This is a genomic window from Bordetella genomosp. 7, assembly GCF_002261265.1.
Taxonomy (GTDB): domain Bacteria; phylum Pseudomonadota; class Gammaproteobacteria; order Burkholderiales; family Burkholderiaceae_B; genus Bordetella_A.
This window is the reverse complement of sequence record NZ_NEVK01000004.1, coordinates 526,703-545,562: the sequence shown is the minus strand read 5'-3', so window position 1 is coordinate 545,562 and position 18,860 is coordinate 526,703. Positions and strand designations below refer to the sequence as shown.

Here is an 18,860-nt window from a genome sequence, read left to right as displayed (position 1 = left end):
TAGCTGCCGGCGCACACTTGCCGCATCTTGCCTGCGGCGGTCATCGGTTACATGCCGGCGGGCATGGGATGCATCATGTTGGCGTTCATGTTGTGCAATACCCAGGCCGAGCCGCCCACGATGATGGCTATGACGAATACCGAGAACACGAACACCGAGAGGTTGTCGCGTTGCGAGGGCGAAGTGCCCATGTGCAGGAAGTACACCAGCTGCACCAGCAGCTGCACGACGCACAGCACCACGATGCCGGGCAGCGCCAGGCGCTGCGGCACGGCATCGGCCATCACCAGGCCGAACGACAGCAACGTCAGGATGATCGAAAGGCCGAAGCCCACCAGGTACGATTTCAGGGTGCCATGGGCGGCGCTGTCGTGGTGATCCCGGTCGTGGCCGGCAGAGGTCGTATGGTGCGGCATCAGAGCGCTCCCATGAGATAGACGAAGGTAAACACGCAGATCCAGACAATGTCCAGGAAGTGCCAGAACAGGCTCAGGCATGCCAGGCGGCGGGTGTTGGTGGAATCGAGTCCGTGGCGGCGCAGCATGTCCACCATTACCACGATCCACACCAGGCCGAACGTGACGTGCAGCCCGTGGGTGCCGATGAGCATGAAGAAGGCCGACAGGTAGGCGCTGCGCTGCGGGCCCGCGCCGATGCTGATCAGGTGGTGGAATTCGTACACTTCCATGGCGATGAAGCCCGCTCCGAACAGGAACGTCACCCACAGCCAGCCGATGACGCGGCGCTTGTTGGCCGCATGCATGTTCAACATGGCCATGCCGAAGGTGAAACTGCTGACCAGCAGCAGCATGGTCTCGGTAAGTACGAACTTCAGGTCGAACAGCTCTTTGCCCGTGGGGCCGCCGGCGGTGGCCTGCGACAGCACGGCAAACGTGGCGAACAATACTGAAAAGATCAGCAAGTCGCTCATCAGGTAGATCCAGAATCCGAACACGGTCTTGGATCCATCGTCATGGTGTCCGGCGTGGCCGGCCCCATGGGGCAGGGTGGTGACAGCTTGGGTCATGGCTCAGGCGGCTTTCGATAGATTGGCAAAATGGGCGGACTCGATGCGCTCGACTTCGGCCGCGGGCACGTAGTAATCGATGTCGCGGTCATAGGCGCGCACGATGAAGCTGCCGATCATGCCGACCAGGCCCACGATGGCCATCCACCAGATGTGCCAGATCAGGCCGAAGCACATGGCCAGCCCGAAGGCGCCGATGTAGACGCCGGCCGCCGTATTGCGCGGCATGTGGATGTCTTCGTAGCTGGCCGGCCGGACGTGTGCCACGCCTTTTTCCTTGTTTTCCCAGTGCTGGTCCAGGTGCTCGACATGGGGCACGTGCGCAAAGTTGTAGAACGGCGCGGGTGACGGAATCGACCATTCGAGCGTACGGCCGCCCCAGGGGTCGCCCGTGATGTCCAGGTTCTGCTTGCGGTCGCGGATGCTGACGAACACTTGTTGCAGCAGGAACCAGATGCCCAGCGCCACGAAGCAGGCGCCGACCAGGGCGACGATGAGATAGGGTTGCCAGTCGGGGTTGTCGTAATGGTTCAACCGGCGGGTCATGCCCTTGAAGCCCAGGATGTACAGCGGCATGAAGGCCAGGTAGAAGCCCACCAGCCAGCACCAGAACGAATACTTGCCCAGGCGCTCGTTCAGTTTGAAGCCGAAGGCCTTGGGAAACCAGTACGTCATCGCGGCGATGCAGCCGAACACCACGCCGCCGATGATCACGTTATGGAAGTGCGCGATCAGGAACAGGCTGTTGTGCAGCACGAACGATACGGCGGGAATGGCCATCAGCACGCCGGTCATGCCGCCGATGACGAAGGTGACCATGAACCCCACGGTCCACAGCATGGGCGAGGTCATTTCCACGCGCCCGCGGTACATGGTGAAGAGCCAGTTGAAGACCTTCACCCCCGTGGGCACCGAGATGATCATCGTCATGATGCCGAAGAACGCATTGACGTTGGCGCCCGACCCCATGGTGAAGAAGTGGTGCAGCCACACCAGGAACGACAGGACGCCAATCGCCGCGGTGGCGTATACCATCGACTTGTAGCCGAACAGCGGCTTCTTGCAGTACGTGGCGACGATTTCCGAGAACGCGCCGAAGCACGGCAGGATCAGGATATAGACCTCGGGGTGACCCCAGATCCAGATCAGGTTCACGTACATCATGACGTTGCCGCCAAGATCATTTGTGAAGAAGTGCGTGCCCAGGTAGCGGTCGGCGGTCAGCAGCGCCAGCGTGGCGGCGAGCACCGGGAAGGCGGCCACGATCAGCACGTTGGTGACCAGCGCCGTCCAGGTAAAGACGGGCATCTTCATCAGGCCCATGCCCGGCGCGCGCATGCGCAGGATGGTGACGATGAAGTTGATGCCGCTGAGCGTCGTGCCCAGCCCTGATATCTGCAGCGCCCACAGGTAATAGTCGACCCCGACGCCCGGGCTGTAATCCAGGCCCGACAGCGGCGGATAGGCCAGCCAGCCCGTCGCGGCGAACTCGCCCACGAACAGCGACAGCATCATCAGCACGACGCCGGCGCCGAACAGCCAGAAGCTCAGCGAATTCAGGAACGGGTAGGCCACGTCGCGCGCGCCGATCTGCAGGGGCACTACGATGTTCATCAGGCCGGTGATGAAAGGCATGGCCATGAAGAAGATCATGATCACGCCGTGCGCGGTGAAGATCTGGTCATAATGGTGCGGCGGCAATATGCCGGCCGCATCGCCGGCGGCCACCGCCTGCTGGGTGCGCATCATGATGGCATCGGCGAAGCCGCGCAGCAGCATGACCAGCGCCACGATGATGTACATGACGCCGATGCGCTTGTGGTCGACCGACGTCAGCCATTCAGTCCACAGATACTTCCACTTGCCGTAGTAAGTCACCGCGCCTACCAGGGCGGTTCCCAGGATCACGCACGCGACCAGCGTCCCCAGGATGATGGGGTCGTGGTAGGGAACGGCGTCTAGGGTCAGTTTGCCGAACATCAGTTGTTTCCTGCTATCAGATTCTTTGAGGTGGGCGTGCAGGTGGCGGGATCCAGGCCGGCCATCTTGCTCATCTGGTTATGCATGATGTAGTCGAACATGCCGGTAGGAGCGCTGGAATACCGGGTCACGGCGGCATGCGTGCCGGGCTGGGCCAGGGCCTCGTAGGTTTGCGGGGTCAGCGGGTTGCCGGCGGCGCGCGCCTGGGCGATCCAGTCGTCGAAACCCTGTTGCGAGGTGGCGATGGCCTGGAAGCGCATGCCGGAGAATCCGCCGCCGCTGTAGTTTGCCGAAATGCCTGCGTAGGTGCCGGCTTCGCGTGCAATCAGGTGAAGCTTGGTTTCCATGCCGGCCATCGAGTAGATCTGGCTGCCCAGCTGCGGAATAAAAAACGAGTTCATGACCGACGCCGACGTGATGCGGAAATGCACCGGCGCGTCGACAGGGAAGGCGATCTCGTTGACGGTGGCGATGTCGTAGTCGGGGTAGATGAAAAGCCACTTCCAGTCCAGCGACACCACGTCGATATTGATGGGCTTGACGGTGGACTCGATGGGGCGGTAGGGGTCCAGCGCGTGCGACGAGCGCCAGGTAAGCACGGCCAGGATGCCGACGATGATGCAAGGGATCGTCCACACCACCACTTCGATGCGGGTCGAGTGCGCCCAGCGCGGCATGTACACCGCCTTGGTGTTCGAGGCGCGGTACTTCCATGCGAAGTACAGCGTCATCGCGATGACGGGCACCACGATCAGGAGCATCAGCCCCAGGGCGGTCAGGATCAGGGTCTTTTCTTGGGCGCCAATGTCGCCCTTGGGGTCGAGCACTTCCATGGTGCAGCCGCCGAGCAGCATGAGCGCACCGATGCCGAGCATGCGCCCGCAGGTGGCAAGGTGGGGGTGTTTCACGTACAGCCTTGAGGGTGGATCGCCGTGATAGGCAAAAGGTCGCAGCGCACGCTTTGCGCGAACGCAAATTTGCGGTGAGGCGCCATGCTAATAGTTTGCTGCGGCGCAAACATGCGACGAAAAGTCGCATCTTTTCGGCGGCCATCCGCCGCTATGGGGGGAAACCCTGGGTTGTCGCAGGGGAGGCGACTCGCGGAGCCGCCGGGTGGGTGCGACAACGCGTCGCACCCGGCAGAAGATGTATCAGCCCACGGAAAGGTCGCGTTCGGGGCCTGGCTTCTTGGCCAGCTTGCGTTGCAGCGAGCGCCGATGCATGCCCAGCAGCCGCGCGGCCGCCGACACGTTGCCCCCGCATTCGTGCAGCGCCTGCTGGATGTGTTCCCATTCCAGCCGGTGCAGCGGCGTCATGGTGGATTCGATGGCGACGGATTCGGGCTTGGCCAGGCCCAGGGTGCGCAGGATCATCGGCGCGGTGGCCGGCTTGGGCAGGTAGTCGTCGGCGCCGCGCTTGATCGCTTCTACTGCAGTGGCCACGCTTGCATAACCGGTTACCAGCAGGATGCGCATGTCGGCGCGCAGCGCGCGCAGGGGGCGGATGAGGGTCAGGCCGGAATCTTCGCCCAGCCGCAGATCCACCAGCGAGAACGCCGGCAGGATTTCTTCTGCGACGCGCAGAGCTTCGGCAATGCTTGTGGCTATGCGGGTTTCCAGGCCATGGCGGGCCAGGCTGCGCTGCAGGGTGCGCACGTAGATTTCGTCGTCATCGATCAACAGGCCGAGCTCGGATGGGTTCATGCTGGTGTTCCGGTGGCGCGTGGCGCGCGGGGCGCGAACGGCAGGTAAAAACGGATGCGGGCGCCTCCTCCGTCGGCCGCGGTCATGGTCATTTCGCCGCCCAGTTGTTCTACGGTGGCGTGCGATAAAGCGAGTCCTACGCCAAGCCCGCCGGGCTTGCCGCTATGAAACAGGCTGGTGGCCGGCAGCAGGGCATGGTCGGGGTCGAATCCCCGGCCATGGTCGCGGACTTCGCCCTGGAGCGCGCCGTCGCGGTATTCGAGATGCAGGTCCACGCGCGCGCTGCCGGCGGCTTCGCCGGCGTCGGCGGCATTGTTCAGTAGCGCCTGCAGCAGGTGGGCAATGGCAGGTTCCACCCTGAGACTGGCGGGCAGCTCGCCGGTGCGGCGCAGGTCTATGGTGGGGCGCACCAGGCGCCACTGGCTGACTACCCGCACCAGGTCGACTTCGGTGGGCACCGCCAGGTTGCGTATGCGCTCGCGGCAAAGCGCCAGCAGCTGGCCCAGCAAGGCGGCGTCGGCACGCAGGCCATCTGTTTGCGCTTCGGCGGCGATTTCATCTGCTAGCAAGGCCATGGTAGCCAGCGGGGTGTTCAGTTCGTGGGCCATGGCGGCCGCGTGCGTGGCCAGCGCCACGATGCCTTCATTGCGCGTGAAGCGCTCGCGCAGCGCGGCCAGTTCCCGTTCGCGGCTGCGCAGGTCTGCCGCCAGGCGGGTCGAGAAATACAGGACCACCATGGCAGAAATGAAAAAACTGGCGCCTATGCCCCACAGTATCAGCGAATAGGGATCGTGCTGCCCTTGCAGCGGCTGCCCGAGCATGGCCGAGGCTGCGTAGCCGGCCAGGCACGCCATGGCGGCGGCCAACGCCCATCCGCGCGGCAATGCGAGCGCCGCCAGCGCGATCAGGATGATGAACATCAGGCCGAACGGATTGTGGATGCCGCCGCTCCAGGTGATCATCCAGGCCAATACGACGATATCGACCAGCAGGTGGGCGAACGCGACGGCCGGCCCGGTTTGGCCACGGCTGCGGCGCACGCGCACGATGGCGTACAGGTTGAATGCCACGAGCGCCGCGACGCCGCTCCAGAGCGGCCCGAGGGGCAGGTTCAGGCCGAGCGGGCCGCTTGCCACCAGCACCGTCGCCGCCTGGCCCGCGATAGCCAGCCAGCGCAGGCTGCACAGCGTGCGTAGGAATGAGTTGGAGGAACTACCGGACATGTCGAGAACCAGGGGCCGGCGCAGGCGGCAGTGCAGCCGGCAGGCCGGGCGGGCGAGGGAGCCCGCGGTGTAAAGGCCCGCCGTGCGGCGGCGCCAGGCGCGCACCCGTGCAGCGAGCGCCGTGCCTGCATTGTATTGCGATTTGCGGCCGCTTGCTGCGCTGCAGCGAAACGCTTGCTCCGCCGGCGGCCATACGCGCATACTGCGGTCGCGGGCGCGGCTCGCGCCTGTTGGTTTTTCCTGGAGTTTTCATGAACGCACGGAATCGTCCCCGCATCGGCATTACGTACTGCACCCAATGCCAATGGCTGTTGCGGGCCGCATGGATGGCGCAAGAATTGCTGTCGACCTTTGGCACCGATATTGCGTCGGTCGCGCTGGTGCCCGGAACGGGCGGGGTGTTCCGCATCCATTACGACGACCGCGTCATCTGGGACCGCACGGTCGACGGAGGGTTCCCGGACGCCAAGGTGCTCAAGCAGCGGGTGCGCGATTGCCTGGATCCGGGCCGGGACCTGGGCCATATTGACCGCACGCGGACGGACGCTTGAGCGGCCGTGGCCGCATTCAAAAAGTATGTGCGAATCATTCGCATTTAATATATTATGTCGGACTTGGAATTCGCCGGCCCCGGCGTTCCCCGGCGTGGTGCCGGTTGCGCGGCCGGCCGACACTGACGCATTTCGGCTGATTCATGCCACGTCTTCAACACGGTTGGTCTACTCGTTCGCATACATCCCTGGGTTTACGGGCTGGCGCCGCAATGGCGGTGCTGGCGGCCCACATGGCGGTGGTTGCTGCCATTGTCTGGATGCCCGAAGAGAGCCCGCCCAAGTTGCTGGAACCCGAAGCCGTCATGGTCAGCGTCATCGAGGCGCCCGTGCCGCAGATGGCCCAGGCGGAGCCCGTCGTCGAGCCGCCGCCGCCCGAACCGGAACCTGAGCCCGAACCCGAACCCGAGCCTGAACCTGAACCTATTCCCGAGCCCGAGCCGGTGGTCGAGCCCGAGCCCGAGCCGGAGCCGGAGCCTATCATCGAGCCCGAGCCGGAACCGGTGGTAGAAAAAGCGCCCGAGCCGGCGCCCAAACCCAAACCCAAGCCGAAGCCCAAACCCAAGCCCAAGCCCAAGCCCAAACCTCAGCCCAAGGTCGAGAAGCCCGTCGAGCCGCCCAAGACGCCGCCGCCGCCGGCCGGTGCGCCCCAGGGCGAGCAGCAGGTGACCCAGGCGCCCGTGCAGGGGCCGCCGCCCGACGAACCGATCATGGTGTCCAGCGTGGAATATATGGGCCGACGGCCCATGCCCGTGTATCCCATGACTTCCAAGCGCCTGCGTGAAGAGGGGCGGGTGGTGGTGCTGGTGGAGATCAATACCCGTGGGCTGGTCGAGCGCGCGTCGGTTGCTCAGTCGTCGGGCTACGAGCGGCTTGACGAGTCGGCGTTGACCGCCGCTCGAAAGGCGCGGTTCAAGCCCTTGATGCGCAATGGCGTGGCGTACCCGGCCAAGGCCAAATTACCGTTCGATTTCGTGATGAGGAACTGAGATGTCCAACGCTATGCATAACGCCATTGTGGTGGCGCAGGCGAGCACCGCCCCCGCTGCGCCCGCCGCCCCGGCAGCGGCCGCCCCGGCGGCAGCCGCGGTGGAGCCGGGCGCATCCGCGGCGCTGCCCGCCGCGCAGCAGGCGGCCGACGCCCTGGGCCAGGCCCCGGCGCTGGCGCAGGCCGCTGCCACGACGCCGCCGGCGCCGCTGCCGGTGCCGGCAGACATGGGCTTCCTGCATTTCATCGCGCAGAGCGATTTTGTCGGCAAGGCCTTGTTTGTCATCCTGATCGTAATGTCACTGGTGACGTGGTATCTCATCCTGGTGAAGTTCGTCAGCAACGTGCGCATGCGCCGCCGCTCGGCGGAGTTCCTGAACAAGTTCTGGAATTCCAGCTCGCTGGAGCAGGTCGAGAATGAAATCGTGACGCACGGGGCGCGCGACCCGTTCTCGCACCTGACCAGCCATGCGATGCATGCGCAGGCGCATCATGCGAAATTCGGCGCCACCAAGCTCGAAGAGACGGGGGCCAACGGCGAATTCGTGACGCGAACCATGCGCAAGGTCATCGATGAAGAGACCGCCAAGCTGGAAAACGGCCTGACTGTGCTGGCTTCGGTAGGGTCGACCGCTCCGTTTGTCGGCCTGTTCGGCACGGTATGGGGCGTGTACCACGCACTCGTGGGCATCGGACTGGCCGACGGCGTGACCATCAACCGCATCGCCGGGCCGGTGGGCGAGGCGCTCATCATGACCGGCCTGGGCCTGGCGGTGGCAATCCCGGCCGTGCTGGCATACAACGCGTTCGTACGCGGCAACCGCGTCTTCCTGTCGCGCCTGGACGCTTTCGCACATGACCTGTTCGCCTTCCTGAGCACGGGCCAGCAAGTCGCCGTGTCCGATGGCAAGGTGCGCGCACTGCGGCGCCAGCCCCATGCCGGATCCGGCCGGGGAGCGCAGTAATGGCTTTCGGCAGCTTCGACAGCAAGGGTCCGGGCAGTCACGCTGTCTCGGAGATCAACATGGTGCCGTTGATCGACGTGATGCTGGTGCTGCTGGTGATCTTCATCATCACGGCGCCGCTGATGGCGCACTCGATCCGCATCAATATGCCGCAGGTCAGCTCGGAGCAGGTGCAGGAAGAGCCCAAGACCGTCGACCTGGCTATCGACGCCGCGGGCGCGTTGTTCTGGGATGAACAGCCGGTTGCCATCGAGGACCTGCCCAACCGCTTCGCGACGCTGGCGCAGGACAAGCCGCAGCCCGAACTTCGCATACGCGCCGATTTGAATACGCGCTACGAGACGCTGGCCAAGGTCATGGCGGCCGCACGCCGCTCGGGGTTGTCGCGCATCGGTTTCATCACGGCGCCGCAGCCCGACGGCGCGGCGGCGGACACCGGCGTGCCCGGCACCGGCGCCGCAGCACCGGCTGCCGCAGCACCGGCTGCGGGAAAATGATCGTATCGGGCGAGGGGCTTGCGCCGGTTTCTTTGTCTTCGCGTTAGAATCGCCACATGCGAGTCCTCGTAATCGAAGATGACACCACCCTGGGCCATGCGCTGCAGGAGTTCCTCGCCGACCAAGGCTACGCGGTCGACTGGCTGGCTGACGGAGACAAGGCCCCGGGCGCGCTCGCGGGGCAGCCTTACGACCTGCTGCTGCTCGACCTGAACCTGCCGGGCCGCAGCGGCCTGGACATACTGCGCCAGTTGCGCCAGGACGGCAACCAGATCCCCGTGCTCATTGTCACGGCGCGCGACGGCCTGGACGACCGCGTGGCCGGTCTTGACGCGGGCGCCGACGACTACGTCACCAAGCCTTTCGATCTTCCCGAACTTGCCGCGCGTGTACGCGCCTTCGGTCGTCGCCGCGCGGGCCAGGCTCAGCCCCTGATCGAGGCCGGCCAACTAGTATTCGATACGGTAGGACGCGAAGTGCGCGCCAACGGCCAGCGCCTGTCGCTGTCGGTGCGCGAATTGTCCGTGCTCGAAATGTTGATGGCGCGCGCGGGCAGGGTGGTCACCAAGCGGCAGATCGTCAATTCGCTGTCGGCCTGGGATGCCGATTTCAGCGAGAACGCCGTCGAGGTCTACGTCTACCGCCTGCGCAAGCGGCTGGAGGGCACCGGCGCCAGTATCCAGACGGTGCGCGGCTTCGGCTACCTGCTGGATACCGAACAGGCGTGAACAGGCCCGGCCGGCACGGCTGCGCACCGGCCCGGCCGGCGACCCCCACCATGCACGACTCTCCCACTGCAACCGCTGCCACCGTGCGCTGGCGTCTTCGGCGCGGTTCGCTGGCGCGCTATCTGGTCAAACGTCTGCTTCCGCCCATCCTGCTGCTGGTGGCGCTGGACCTGCTCGCCACTTGGGTCATCAGCCACAAACTGGATATGGCCGGCTGGATGCTGGAGGATTTCTTCTGGCTGATGGTCGTGGGGCAGGCCGTGCTGGTGCTGGTGTTCGCGGGGGTGATCGTGCAGGGTATACGTTCGGGGCTGCGTTCGGTCAACCATCTGTCCGATGAAATCAGGCAGCGCTCCATCGACGATATGCAGCCGCTGGAAGTGGCCGGCGTGCCGGTTGAGATCGAGCCCCTGGTCACCCATACCAACGACCTGCTGCGCCGCCTGGATGCCTCGCTGGCGGCGCAGCGCCGCTTCATCGGCCACGCGGCGCACCAGTTGCGCACCCCGTTGAGCGGGCTGCGTCTGGAATCCGAACTGATGCTGTCGCGGCCCTTGCCCGACGATGTGCGTGCGCGCGCCGAACGCATCAAGGCGGTCAGCGACCGCATGATACGCCTGGGACAGCAGTTGCTGGTGCTGGCGCGCGCCGACCCCAACGTGCGCCCGCAAGACAGTTTCGTGCGCATCGATCTGTGTGAATGGGTCAGGGCCAGTGGCGCTGAATGGATACCCCAAGCCCGGGCGGCGCAGTTCGCCATTGACCTGGCGGCGCCCGACGAGCCGGTGTGGATCGACGGCGACCCGTTGCTGCTGGATGAATTGCTGGGCAACCTGATCGACAACGCCGTACGTTATGGCAAGGGCGGCGGACGCATCACCCTGACGGTGGGAATCAACCCGCCGACCTTGACCGTCGAAGACGACGGGCCCGGCATTTCGCGCGACGAGCGCGAGCGGGTATTCGAGGCTTTTTATCGCTCGCCGGGCAGCACGGCGGGGGGCTCGGGGCTGGGACTGGCCATCGTGCGCGAGATCGCGCAGGCGCATGGCGCCTGGTGGAAGCTCACCAGCCGGCCCGAATATGCCGGCACGCGCCTGTCGGTGGTGTTTCCCGGACCCCGCAAAGGGGCGCAACTGACACGCCACGACCGCGCATCATGACTTCACCCAGGCCCGGCCCGTTGTCGGGCCATGCGCAGGCGCCGACTCCCGGGGCGATGTTGATGCTGGGCGCGTTGGGCGTCGTGTATGGCGATATCGGCACCAGCCCCCTGTATACGTTGCGGGCCTGCCTGACAAGTTTTGGCGACTTCGCCCCGGCGCATGTGCTGGGCGTGTTGTCCATATTGTTCTGGCTGTTGATGCTGGTGGTGTCGGTCAAGTACGTGGCGCTTGTGCTGCGGGCCGACAACCGCGGCGAAGGCGGCACGCTGGCCCTGCTGGAACTGGCGGTGCGCGGCCGGCAAGGCCGCACACGCTGGGCGCTGATCGTGCTGGGCATTTTCGGCGCAGCGCTTTTCTACGGCGACAGCATGATCACGCCGGCCATTTCGGTGCTGTCGGCCGTCGAAGGTATAGGCGTGGTGTCGCACCGGTTCGACGCCTGGGTGGTGCCGATCTCGCTTGCCGTGCTGGTGTCGCTGTTTGCCATCCAGTCGCATGGGACGGGCGCAATGGGAAAGCTGTTCGGGCCCGTGATGGCGCTGTGGTTCGCCTCGCTTGCGGCGCTGGGCGGGTGGCAGGTCTGGCAGGCGCCCCAGGTGTTGCAGGCGCTCAACCCTATCTGGGCGTTCAGGCTGATCGAAGAGTTTCCCCTGGGCAGCTTCCTGCTGCTGGGGGCCGTGGTGCTGGCCTTGACGGGCGCCGAGGCGCTGTATGCCGACATGGGGCATTTCGGCAGGCCCGCCATCCGGCGCGCCTGGTTCGCGATGGTTCTGCCGGCGTTGGCGCTCTGTTATTTCGGGCAGGGCGCCTTGCTGTTGCGCGATCCGCAGGCCATTCGCAATCCGTTCTTCCTGATGGCGCCGGGCTGGGCCCTGGCGCCGCTGGTGGCGCTGGCAACGATCGCCACCGTCGTGGCATCGCAGGCGGTGATATCCGGGGCATTTTCCGTCACGCGGCAGGCGGTGCAGCTCGGCTTCTGGCCGCGCATGCAGATCCTGCATACGTCGGCGGCGGAGAAAGGGCAGATCTACCTGCCGCAGGTCAACGCCATGCTTCTGGTGGCGGTGCTGGCGCTGGTGGCGTTATTCCGGAACTCGGAGAACCTGGCAGCCGCCTATGGCTTTGCGGTAACAGGCACCATGCTGGTGACCACGGTACTGGCTTTTGCGGTGCTGCCGCGCGGCTCCGCCGGCGCGCGGCGGGCATTGTGGCTGGCCGGGCTGAGCGTACTGTTGATCGTAGACCTGCTGCTGTTCGGCGCCAACGTGTTGAAGATTCACGAAGGCGGATGGCTGCCGCTGCTGGTGGGGGTGGCCGTGTTCACGATGATGATGACGTGGCGGCGCGGCCGGCAATTGCTGGCCACCCTGCAGCAGCGCGACCATCAGCCCCTGAAGGAGTTCATGCTGGGTCTTGCGCAGTTTCCGCCGGCCCAGGTGCCCGGCACGGCGGTTTTCATGGCCATGAATCCCGGCGTGGTGCCCGCCGCGCTGCTGCACAACCTGAAGCACAACAAGGTGCTGCATGAACAGGTGCTGTTCCTGACCATACAGGTGGCTGACGTGCCATACGTGTCGTCGGACGAGCGCTATGTGCTGGACCGCATAGGCACGTCGTGCTGGCAGGTGGTGGCGCAGTACGGGTTCAAGGAAGCCCCCGATGTGCCCGCCGTGCTGCGGCTGGTGGCGCAGGCCTGTCCCGAAATTGACCTGGAACCTATGCGCACGTCGTACTTCGTGTCCAGGCAGACCGTGGTGGCCGCGCGCCGGCCCGCCATGCAGCGCTGGCGCCGCGCATTGTTTTCGTTCATGGCGCGCAATGGAATGCGCAGCACCAAGTTCTTCAAGATACCGCCGAACCGGGTGGTAGAAATGGGGATGCAGGTAGAGCTGTAGCTTGCCTGCGATGCGGCTCCGCGCGCCCGGAACGGGCACGCGGGTGCGCGGGGGAATTTACTTCTTGGCGTCTTTCAGCTGGGGCAGCGATGCGCCCGCCGATGGCGCCAGCAAGCCGGTCTGGACGTACGTGTGGAGCTTCTCGCGCGTGTCGATGATGTCGAGGTTGCGCATGGTGAGCTGGCCGATGCGGTCGGCGGGCGAGAAGGTCGAATCGCCCTTTTCCATGGTGAGGCGCTCGGGCTTGTAGGTCAGGTTGGCCGATTCCGTATTGAGGATGGAATAGTCGTTGCCACGGCGCAGTTCCAGCGTCACTTCGCCGGTAACGGCGCGCGCGACCCAGCGCTGTGCGGTTTCGCGCAGCATGATGGCCTGCGGATCGAACCAGCGGCCCTGGTACAGCAGGCGGCCCAGCTTGCGGCCGTTTTCGCGGTACTGCTCGATGGTGTCTTCGTTGTGGATGCCGGTGACCAGGCGTTCGTACGCGATGAAAAGCAGCGCCATGCCCGGGGCTTCGTAGATGCCGCGGCTCTTGGCTTCGATGATGCGGTTTTCGATCTGGTCGCTCATGCCCAGGCCGTGGCGCCCGCCGATGCGGTTGGCCTCGAGCAGCAGCTCGACCAGGTCGGGGTATTCGACGCCATTGAGCGCAACCGGTACGCCTTCGTCGAACCGCACCCGGACTTCTTCGGCCTTGACCGAGACGTCGTCGCGCCAGAAAGCCACGCCCATGATCGGCTGGACGATCTTGATGCCCGAATTCAGATGTTCGAGATCTTTGGCTTCGTGGGTCGCGCCCAGCATGTTCGAGTCGGTGGAGTAGGCTTTCTCGGCCGACATTTTGTAGTCGAAGCCCGCCTGCTGCATGTATTGCGACATTTCGGCGCGACCGCCCAGCTCGTCGATGAACAGCTGGTCGAGCCAGGGCTTGTAGATCTTGAGGTCGGGGTTGGTGAGCAGGCCGTACCGGTAGAAACGCTCGATGTCGTTGCCCTTGTACGTGCTGCCGTCGCCCCAGATGTTGACGCCGTCTTCTTTCATGGCGGCCACGAGCATGGTGCCGGTGACGGCGCGCCCGATGGGCGTGGTGTTGAAGTACGTGATGCCGGCGGTGCTGATGTGGAAGGCGCCGGCCTGCAGGGCCGCGATGCCTTCGGCAGCCAGCTGGGCCCGGCAATCGACCAGGCGGGCGTTCTCGGCGCCGTATTCCATGGCGCGGCGGGGGATGGCGTCGTAGTCGGACTCGTCGGGCTGGCCCAGGTTGGCCGTATAGGCATACGGGATCGCGCCCTTGTTGCGCATCCACAGCAGCGCAGCACTGGTGTCCAGGCCGCCCGAAAAGGCAATGCCGACCTTCTGGCCGACGGGAAGGTGGGGAAGGATAGTGGTCATTGTGAGTTCTAAGCGCCTACGGACAGACAGGGCAGTGGCGGGGCGCGGGGTGCGCGCTCGCCGCGGTTGAAGCAGGGATTTTAGCGCGTTTGCGTTCGCAGCCGGCCAGGCGGCCGTTGCGTTGGCGCCGGGTGCGGGCAGCGGCAGCCCGGCCCGGCCCATGCCGCGCGGGCGCTATTCGACGCGGCCCAGCAGCAGGAATTCCATCAGGGCCTTCTGGACGTGCAGCCGGTTTTCGGCTTCGTCCCAGACCACGCTTTGCGGGCCGTCGATGACTTCGCCGGTGACTTCCTCGCCACGATGGGCCGGCAGGCAGTGCATGAAGATTGCCTGGGGATCGGCGGCAGCCATCATTTCGGCGTCGACGCACCAGTCGGCGAAGGCCGCGCGGCGGGCGTCGTTCTCGGCTTCGTAGCCCATGCTGGTCCAGACGTCGGTGGTGACCAGGTGCGCGCCGCGGCAGGCCTCGATGGGGTCGGCGAACTGGCGCAGCACGCCGGCAGGCGGCGCGCCCACTCGCGCCGGATCGAGTTCGTAGCCGGGCGGGGACGAGACGTGCAGGGTGAAACCCAGCATCTCGGCTGCCTGCAGCCAGGTATACGACATGTTGTTGGCGTCGCCGATCCAGGCCACGGTTTTGCCTGCGATAGGCCCGCGATGTTCGATGAAGGTGAACAGGTCGGCAAGGATCTGGCAGGGGTGGTATTCGTTGGTAAGTCCGTTGATGACCGGCACCCGGGAATGCGCGGCAAAGCGCTCGATGCGGGTTTGCTCGAAGGTGCGGATCATGACGATATCGACCATGCGCGAAATCACGCGTGCCGTGTCTTCGACGGGCTCGGCCCGGCCCAGCTGCGAATCGTTCGATGTCAGGTTGATGACCGAGCCGCCCATCTGGTACATGCCCGCCTCGAATGACACGCGGGTGCGGGTGCTGGCTTTTTCGAACACCATGGCCAGGGTGCGGTCGTGCAGCGGCATATGGGGCTCGTAGCGCTTGAACTTGTCTTTGATCAGGCGGGCGCGTTCGAGCACATAGGCGATTTCGGCCGGAGAAAAGTCCCGGAACTGCAGGAAGTGCCGCAAGGGGCCGGTCTGGTGCGTGGGAGGTGTCATGGTCGAGACGGCAGGGCCAAAAGAGCAATCATATACAATTCGCGGCGCGGGCCGCATCTTTGGTGCCTGGCCAGTCTAGACCCTGCACACGCAGCCCGTGGTGAAAAATACATGGCAACTCGCGTCAAACAATTCGTTATCCACGGCGTTACCGAAAGTGGCGCCCGGTTCCGGCCGAGCGACTGGGCCGAACGTCTGGCCGGCGTCATGGCGCAGTTCCGGCCACCGGGATCCACGGGCAGCCACCTGACGTATTCTCCGTATGTGGTGCCCGTCATGATCGACGGCGTGCGCGGCATCGTGGTCGACCAGCGTCTGCGCGAGCTAGAACCGCTGGCATATAAGTTCGTGGTCGATTTTGCCCACGACAACAACCTCAGGACCGAAGAGCGCGAAGTCTGATGCGGCCCCCGTGCCGGCCGCCGGCCGGCACGGCCGGCTGGCTTACTCGACCGGCGTCACCAGTTTGCCGGTCTGGAAGAACGACTGCAGGTTTTCCAGCATCAGGTCTTCCATGGCCATCCGGGTTTCATACGTCGCGCTGCCGATGTGGGGCAGCAGCACGGTGTTGTCGCTGGTTTTCAGGGCGTCCGGAACGTTGGGTTCGTGCTCGAAGACGTCCAGCGCGGCGCCGCCCAGCTTGCCATTTTCGAGCGCGGTGACCAGCGCCTGTTCGTCGATGACGGGGCCGCGCGCGATGTTGACGATGATGCCCTTGGTGCCGAGCGCCTCGATGACTTCCTGGTTGACCAGGTGCCGGGTCTGCGGCCCGCCCACGGTGGCCACCACCAGGAAGTCGGCCCAGCGCGCCAGTTCGACCAGCGTCGCTTCGTAGCCGTACGGCGAGTCTTCGCGCGGGCGACGGTTGTGGTAGCGCACCTCCATGTCGAAGCCTTGGCCACGCCGGGCGATGGCCTGGCCGATGCGGCCCAGCCCCACGATGCCGAGCTTCTTGCCGCTGACGCGCGTGCCCAGGGGGATGTTGCCGTGGACCTGGCCCCAACGTCCCGCCCGCACGTAGCGGTCGCCCAGGGTCATGCGGCGCGCCCCGGCGATGATCAGGCCCCAGGCCAGGTCCGCCACGCAGTCGGTGAGTACGTCGGGGGTGTTGCTGACCATTACGCCGCGCGCGCGCGCGGCCTGCAGATCGATGGTTTCGTATCCCACGCCCCAGCTGCAGATGGACTTCAGGTCGGGCAGCGCCTCGATCAATTCGGCGTTGGCGCCCATGGTGGCCGAGGTGACCAGGGCGGTGATGCCCTTGCCGTACTCGGCCAGCGCAGCCTTGCGGTCGGTGTGCTTCCAGAGTTCGAGGACGTCATAGGCGTCGGCCAGCCGCTGGTTGGCCGACGGAGAACCGGCCAGGGAGCCGACCTGCAGGATGCGATGCTTGGAGGCCATGTCGTGTAAGCGCTATCAGGGAGGAAAGCTCAAATGCTACTTGATTACGGGCCGGCCTGTGCATGCCGGCCCGGGCGCGAGCCTCGTGTCACTGCAACTGGATGCCGGCGTCTTTGATCACCTGTTTCCAGCGCTTGACCTCGGCTTGCTGGAAGGCGGCGAATTCTTCGGGGGAATTGGCCACAACCTCGAAGCCCAGGCCTTGCAGCGTCTTGGTGACATCGGGCTCGCGCAGCGTCTTGCGCAGGGCGTCGGACAGCGTTTTTGCCACGGGCGCGGGGGTGTCCTTGGGCACGGCAAAGCCCTGCCACGAATACACCACCATGTCGGGAATGCCGGCTTCGGCCAGCGTGGGCACATCGGGCAGGTCGGGCGCGCGCTTTTCGCCCGTAATGGCCAGCGCCTTCAGCTTGCCTGCCAGTACGTGCTTCTGAACCGCGCCCAGATTCTGGAACGACACATTGACCTGCGAGCCCAGCAGGTCGGCGATGGCCGCAGCGCCGCCGCGGTAGGGCACATCGACACCCGTGGTCCCGGTGCGCTGGCGGAACAGGATTGCCGACAGGTGATCGGACGACCCCGTGCCCGACGATGCGTAAGAGACTTCGCCAGGATGCTTTTTCGCATACTCGACGAGCTCGGCCACCGTGTTGGGCGCAAACGAGGGCGGCGCGACCAGCACGTTGGGATTGCGCACGGCCTGTGTCAGGTACCGGAAGTCCTTGCTGGGGTTGTAGGCGAGTTCTTTGTACAACGCTTCGTTGATGGCGAAGGTGCCGATCGAGCCCACCATCATGGTGTAACCGTCGGCGGGAGCGCGGGCCAGGGCCTGCGCGCCGATGGCGCTGTTGGCGCCCGGCTTGTTCTCGGCCACGAACGTCTGGCCCAGCTGTTTCTGCATGCCCGGTAGCACCGAGCGCGCCGTAATGTCAGACGAGCCGCCCGGCACGAACGGAACGATCACGGTGACCGGCTTGTCGGGATACGAGGCCGCGTGCGCGGCCTGGCCACCCAGCAAGGCCAGGCTGGCAGTGGCGATAGCACTGATCAGTTTGTTCACGATGTCTCCTGGTGCGCGTGTTGTTGGGAACAGCCGCCGGCCACGCGCGCCAGCGGCCTGGAAATTAAGCGGGTCAGTCGACCCGCGCGCCCGACTGCTGCACCGCCTTGGCCCACTTGGCGGTTTCCTGCGCCATGAACTGCCCGAACTCGGCGGGCGTCATGGATTGCGGCTGCGCACCCAGGGCAACGAAGCGCTCGCGCACGGCCGGGTCCTGCAGGATTTTCGCGACATCGCGCTGCACCTTGTCGACGATGGGCCGGGCAGTGCCTGCCGGCGCCAGCAGGCCGAACCAGCTGGATGCATCGTAGCCGTCGACGCCGGCCTGCGCCATCGTGGGAACATCGGGCAGGGCGGGTGAGCGCTCGGCGCTGGTGACGGCAAGCGGCCGCAACTTGCCTGCCTTCAGGAAGCCCATCGACGAGGGCAGGTTGTCGAAGATCAGGTCGGCCGAGCCGCTCATGACGTCGGTGAGCGCGGGGCTGCTGCCCTTGTAAGGCACATGGGTCATCCTGGTGCCGGTCATGGCCATGAACAGTTCACCCGACAGGTGAGTGGAGGTGCCGTTGCCCGTGGACGCCATGTTCACCTTGCCGGGGTTGGCTTTCAGGTACGCGATCAGGTCGGCGACCGAACGGATGTTGTTGCGATCCGCGAACGCGGGATTGAGTTCGAGGATGTTGGGCACCGGTATGACCATGGTGACCGGCGTGAAATCCTTTACCGGATCATAGGGCAGCCGGGCATAGACCGACTGATTGATGGCGTGGGTGCTGACGGTGCCCATCAGCAGGGTATAGCCATCGGGGCGGGCGCGAGCGGCTTCGGCCGTGCCTACGTTGCCGCCGGCGCCGGCGCGGTTGTCGACCACGACCGGCTGGTTCCAGGCTTTGCCGAGTTCGGCGGCCACGACCCGCGCCGCGATGTCTGTGGTGCCGCCGGCGGGGAAGGGCACCAGGATGGTGACCTGGCGGGCGGGGTAGTCGTCGGCTGCGCCTGCGGGCGCCACCGCAAACAGGGCGGCAGCGCCCAGCGCGGCCATTGCGGAACGGAACGCGGGTTTTGCAAGCATTGCGGGTGTCTCCTGGCGCTCGGAAGGCGCATGTCTTGTGGTGGGAAAAGCCAGCGCCCGCGCGGTGGGGCGCGAAGGCCTGCGCGGCGCTTCTGC

19 protein-coding genes are annotated in these 18,860 nt (G+C 65.4%); 8 read left to right on the top strand and 11 right to left on the bottom strand.

Translation table 11 applies throughout. The features are described 5' to 3' along the window. Positions 1-47: 47 nt before the first annotated feature. From cyoD to CAL19_RS09680, 6 genes are all read right to left on the bottom strand, one after another. Positions 48-416, bottom strand: coding sequence for a cytochrome o ubiquinol oxidase subunit IV (cyoD, locus tag CAL19_RS09705; protein WP_094796664.1), 369 nt, complete (start codon positions 414-416; stop codon positions 48-50). Continuing rightward, positions 416-1,027, bottom strand: coding sequence for a cytochrome o ubiquinol oxidase subunit III (gene cyoC, locus CAL19_RS09700; protein ID WP_026638043.1), 612 nt, complete (start codon positions 1,025-1,027; stop codon positions 416-418). Before cyoC ends, cyoD begins: the two co-directional genes overlap by 1 nt. 3 nt (positions 1,028-1,030) lie before the next feature. Next, positions 1,031-3,007, bottom strand: a complete 1,977-nt coding sequence (gene cyoB, locus CAL19_RS09695) for a cytochrome o ubiquinol oxidase subunit I (RefSeq protein ID WP_094796663.1) — start codon at positions 3,005-3,007, stop codon at positions 1,031-1,033. Continuing rightward, a complete protein-coding gene (gene cyoA / locus CAL19_RS09690; protein ID WP_094796662.1) occupies positions 3,007-3,915 on the bottom strand; it encodes a ubiquinol oxidase subunit II in 909 nt (302 codons plus the stop codon). The genes cyoB and cyoA overlap by 1 nt, the downstream gene beginning before the upstream one ends. 243 nt (positions 3,916-4,158) lie before the next feature. Continuing rightward, positions 4,159-4,710, bottom strand: coding sequence for a response regulator transcription factor (locus tag CAL19_RS09685; protein ID WP_026638040.1), 552 nt, complete (start codon positions 4,708-4,710; stop codon positions 4,159-4,161). Beyond that, the gene (locus CAL19_RS09680) at positions 4,707-5,933 is read right to left on the bottom strand and encodes an ATP-binding protein (protein ID WP_094796762.1); all 1,227 of its coding nucleotides are present in this window, start codon (positions 5,931-5,933) and stop codon (positions 4,707-4,709) included. The genes CAL19_RS09685 and CAL19_RS09680 overlap by 4 nt, the downstream gene beginning before the upstream one ends. A 251-nt stretch (positions 5,934-6,184) precedes the next feature. On the opposite strand from CAL19_RS09680, the gene CAL19_RS09675 reads away from it, so the two are divergent. The 7 genes from CAL19_RS09675 (at position 6,185) to CAL19_RS09645 (ending at position 12,723) form a co-directional block, all read left to right on the top strand. After that, the gene (locus CAL19_RS09675; protein WP_026638038.1) at positions 6,185-6,484 is read left to right on the top strand and encodes a SelT/SelW/SelH family protein; all 300 of its coding nucleotides are present in this window, start codon (positions 6,185-6,187) and stop codon (positions 6,482-6,484) included. Positions 6,485-6,627: 143 nt separating this feature from the next. Next, positions 6,628-7,473 carry an energy transducer TonB gene (locus CAL19_RS09670; protein ID WP_094796661.1) on the top strand — a complete coding sequence of 282 codons (846 nt, stop codon included), beginning with the start codon at positions 6,628-6,630 and terminating at the stop codon, positions 7,471-7,473. A gap of 1 nt (position 7,474) precedes the next feature. After that, positions 7,475-8,437 (top strand): MotA/TolQ/ExbB proton channel family protein, encoded by a 963-nt coding sequence (locus CAL19_RS09665; RefSeq protein ID WP_026638036.1) that lies wholly within the window; start codon positions 7,475-7,477, stop codon positions 8,435-8,437. Beyond that, positions 8,437-8,934 carry an ExbD/TolR family protein gene (locus CAL19_RS09660; RefSeq protein ID WP_094796660.1) on the top strand — a complete coding sequence of 166 codons (498 nt, stop codon included), beginning with the start codon at positions 8,437-8,439 and terminating at the stop codon, positions 8,932-8,934. Before CAL19_RS09665 ends, CAL19_RS09660 begins: the two co-directional genes overlap by 1 nt. A 56-nt stretch (positions 8,935-8,990) precedes the next feature. Beyond that, positions 8,991-9,662 (top strand): response regulator transcription factor, encoded by a 672-nt coding sequence (locus tag CAL19_RS09655; RefSeq protein WP_094796659.1) that lies wholly within the window; start codon positions 8,991-8,993, stop codon positions 9,660-9,662. A gap of 50 nt (positions 9,663-9,712) precedes the next feature. Continuing rightward, positions 9,713-10,825, top strand: coding sequence for a sensor histidine kinase (locus CAL19_RS09650; RefSeq protein WP_026638033.1), 1,113 nt, complete (start codon positions 9,713-9,715; stop codon positions 10,823-10,825). Continuing rightward, positions 10,822-12,723 carry a potassium transporter Kup gene (locus CAL19_RS09645; protein WP_094796658.1) on the top strand — a complete coding sequence of 634 codons (1,902 nt, stop codon included), beginning with the start codon at positions 10,822-10,824 and terminating at the stop codon, positions 12,721-12,723. The genes CAL19_RS09650 and CAL19_RS09645 overlap by 4 nt, the downstream gene beginning before the upstream one ends. 57 nt (positions 12,724-12,780) lie before the next feature. On the opposite strand, the gene argG is transcribed toward CAL19_RS09645, so the two are convergent. Then, positions 12,781-14,115 carry an argininosuccinate synthase gene (gene argG, locus CAL19_RS09640; RefSeq protein ID WP_026638031.1) on the bottom strand — a complete coding sequence of 445 codons (1,335 nt, stop codon included), beginning with the start codon at positions 14,113-14,115 and terminating at the stop codon, positions 12,781-12,783. A gap of 174 nt (positions 14,116-14,289) precedes the next feature. Continuing rightward, a complete protein-coding gene (argF, locus tag CAL19_RS09635) occupies positions 14,290-15,231 on the bottom strand; it encodes an ornithine carbamoyltransferase (protein WP_094796657.1) in 942 nt (313 codons plus the stop codon). Positions 15,232-15,342: 111 nt separating this feature from the next. On the opposite strand from argF, the gene CAL19_RS09630 reads away from it, so the two are divergent. After that, on the top strand, positions 15,343-15,633 hold the full coding sequence (locus CAL19_RS09630; RefSeq protein WP_026638029.1) for a DUF3579 domain-containing protein: 291 nt from the start codon (positions 15,343-15,345) through the stop codon (positions 15,631-15,633). Positions 15,634-15,675: 42 nt separating this feature from the next. On the opposite strand, the gene CAL19_RS09625 is transcribed toward CAL19_RS09630, so the two are convergent. The 3 genes from CAL19_RS09625 to CAL19_RS09615 all read right to left on the bottom strand — a co-directional run bounded on the left by CAL19_RS09625 (position 15,676) and on the right by CAL19_RS09615 (position 18,764). Continuing rightward, positions 15,676-16,632, bottom strand: a complete 957-nt coding sequence (locus tag CAL19_RS09625; RefSeq protein WP_094796656.1) for a 2-hydroxyacid dehydrogenase — start codon at positions 16,630-16,632, stop codon at positions 15,676-15,678. Positions 16,633-16,720: 88 nt separating this feature from the next. Beyond that, positions 16,721-17,692, bottom strand: coding sequence for a Bug family tripartite tricarboxylate transporter substrate binding protein (locus tag CAL19_RS09620; RefSeq protein ID WP_094796655.1), 972 nt, complete (start codon positions 17,690-17,692; stop codon positions 16,721-16,723). Positions 17,693-17,765: 73 nt separating this feature from the next. Next, positions 17,766-18,764, bottom strand: coding sequence for a Bug family tripartite tricarboxylate transporter substrate binding protein (locus CAL19_RS09615; protein ID WP_026638026.1), 999 nt, complete (start codon positions 18,762-18,764; stop codon positions 17,766-17,768). Between the last annotated feature and the right edge of the window lie 96 nt (positions 18,765-18,860).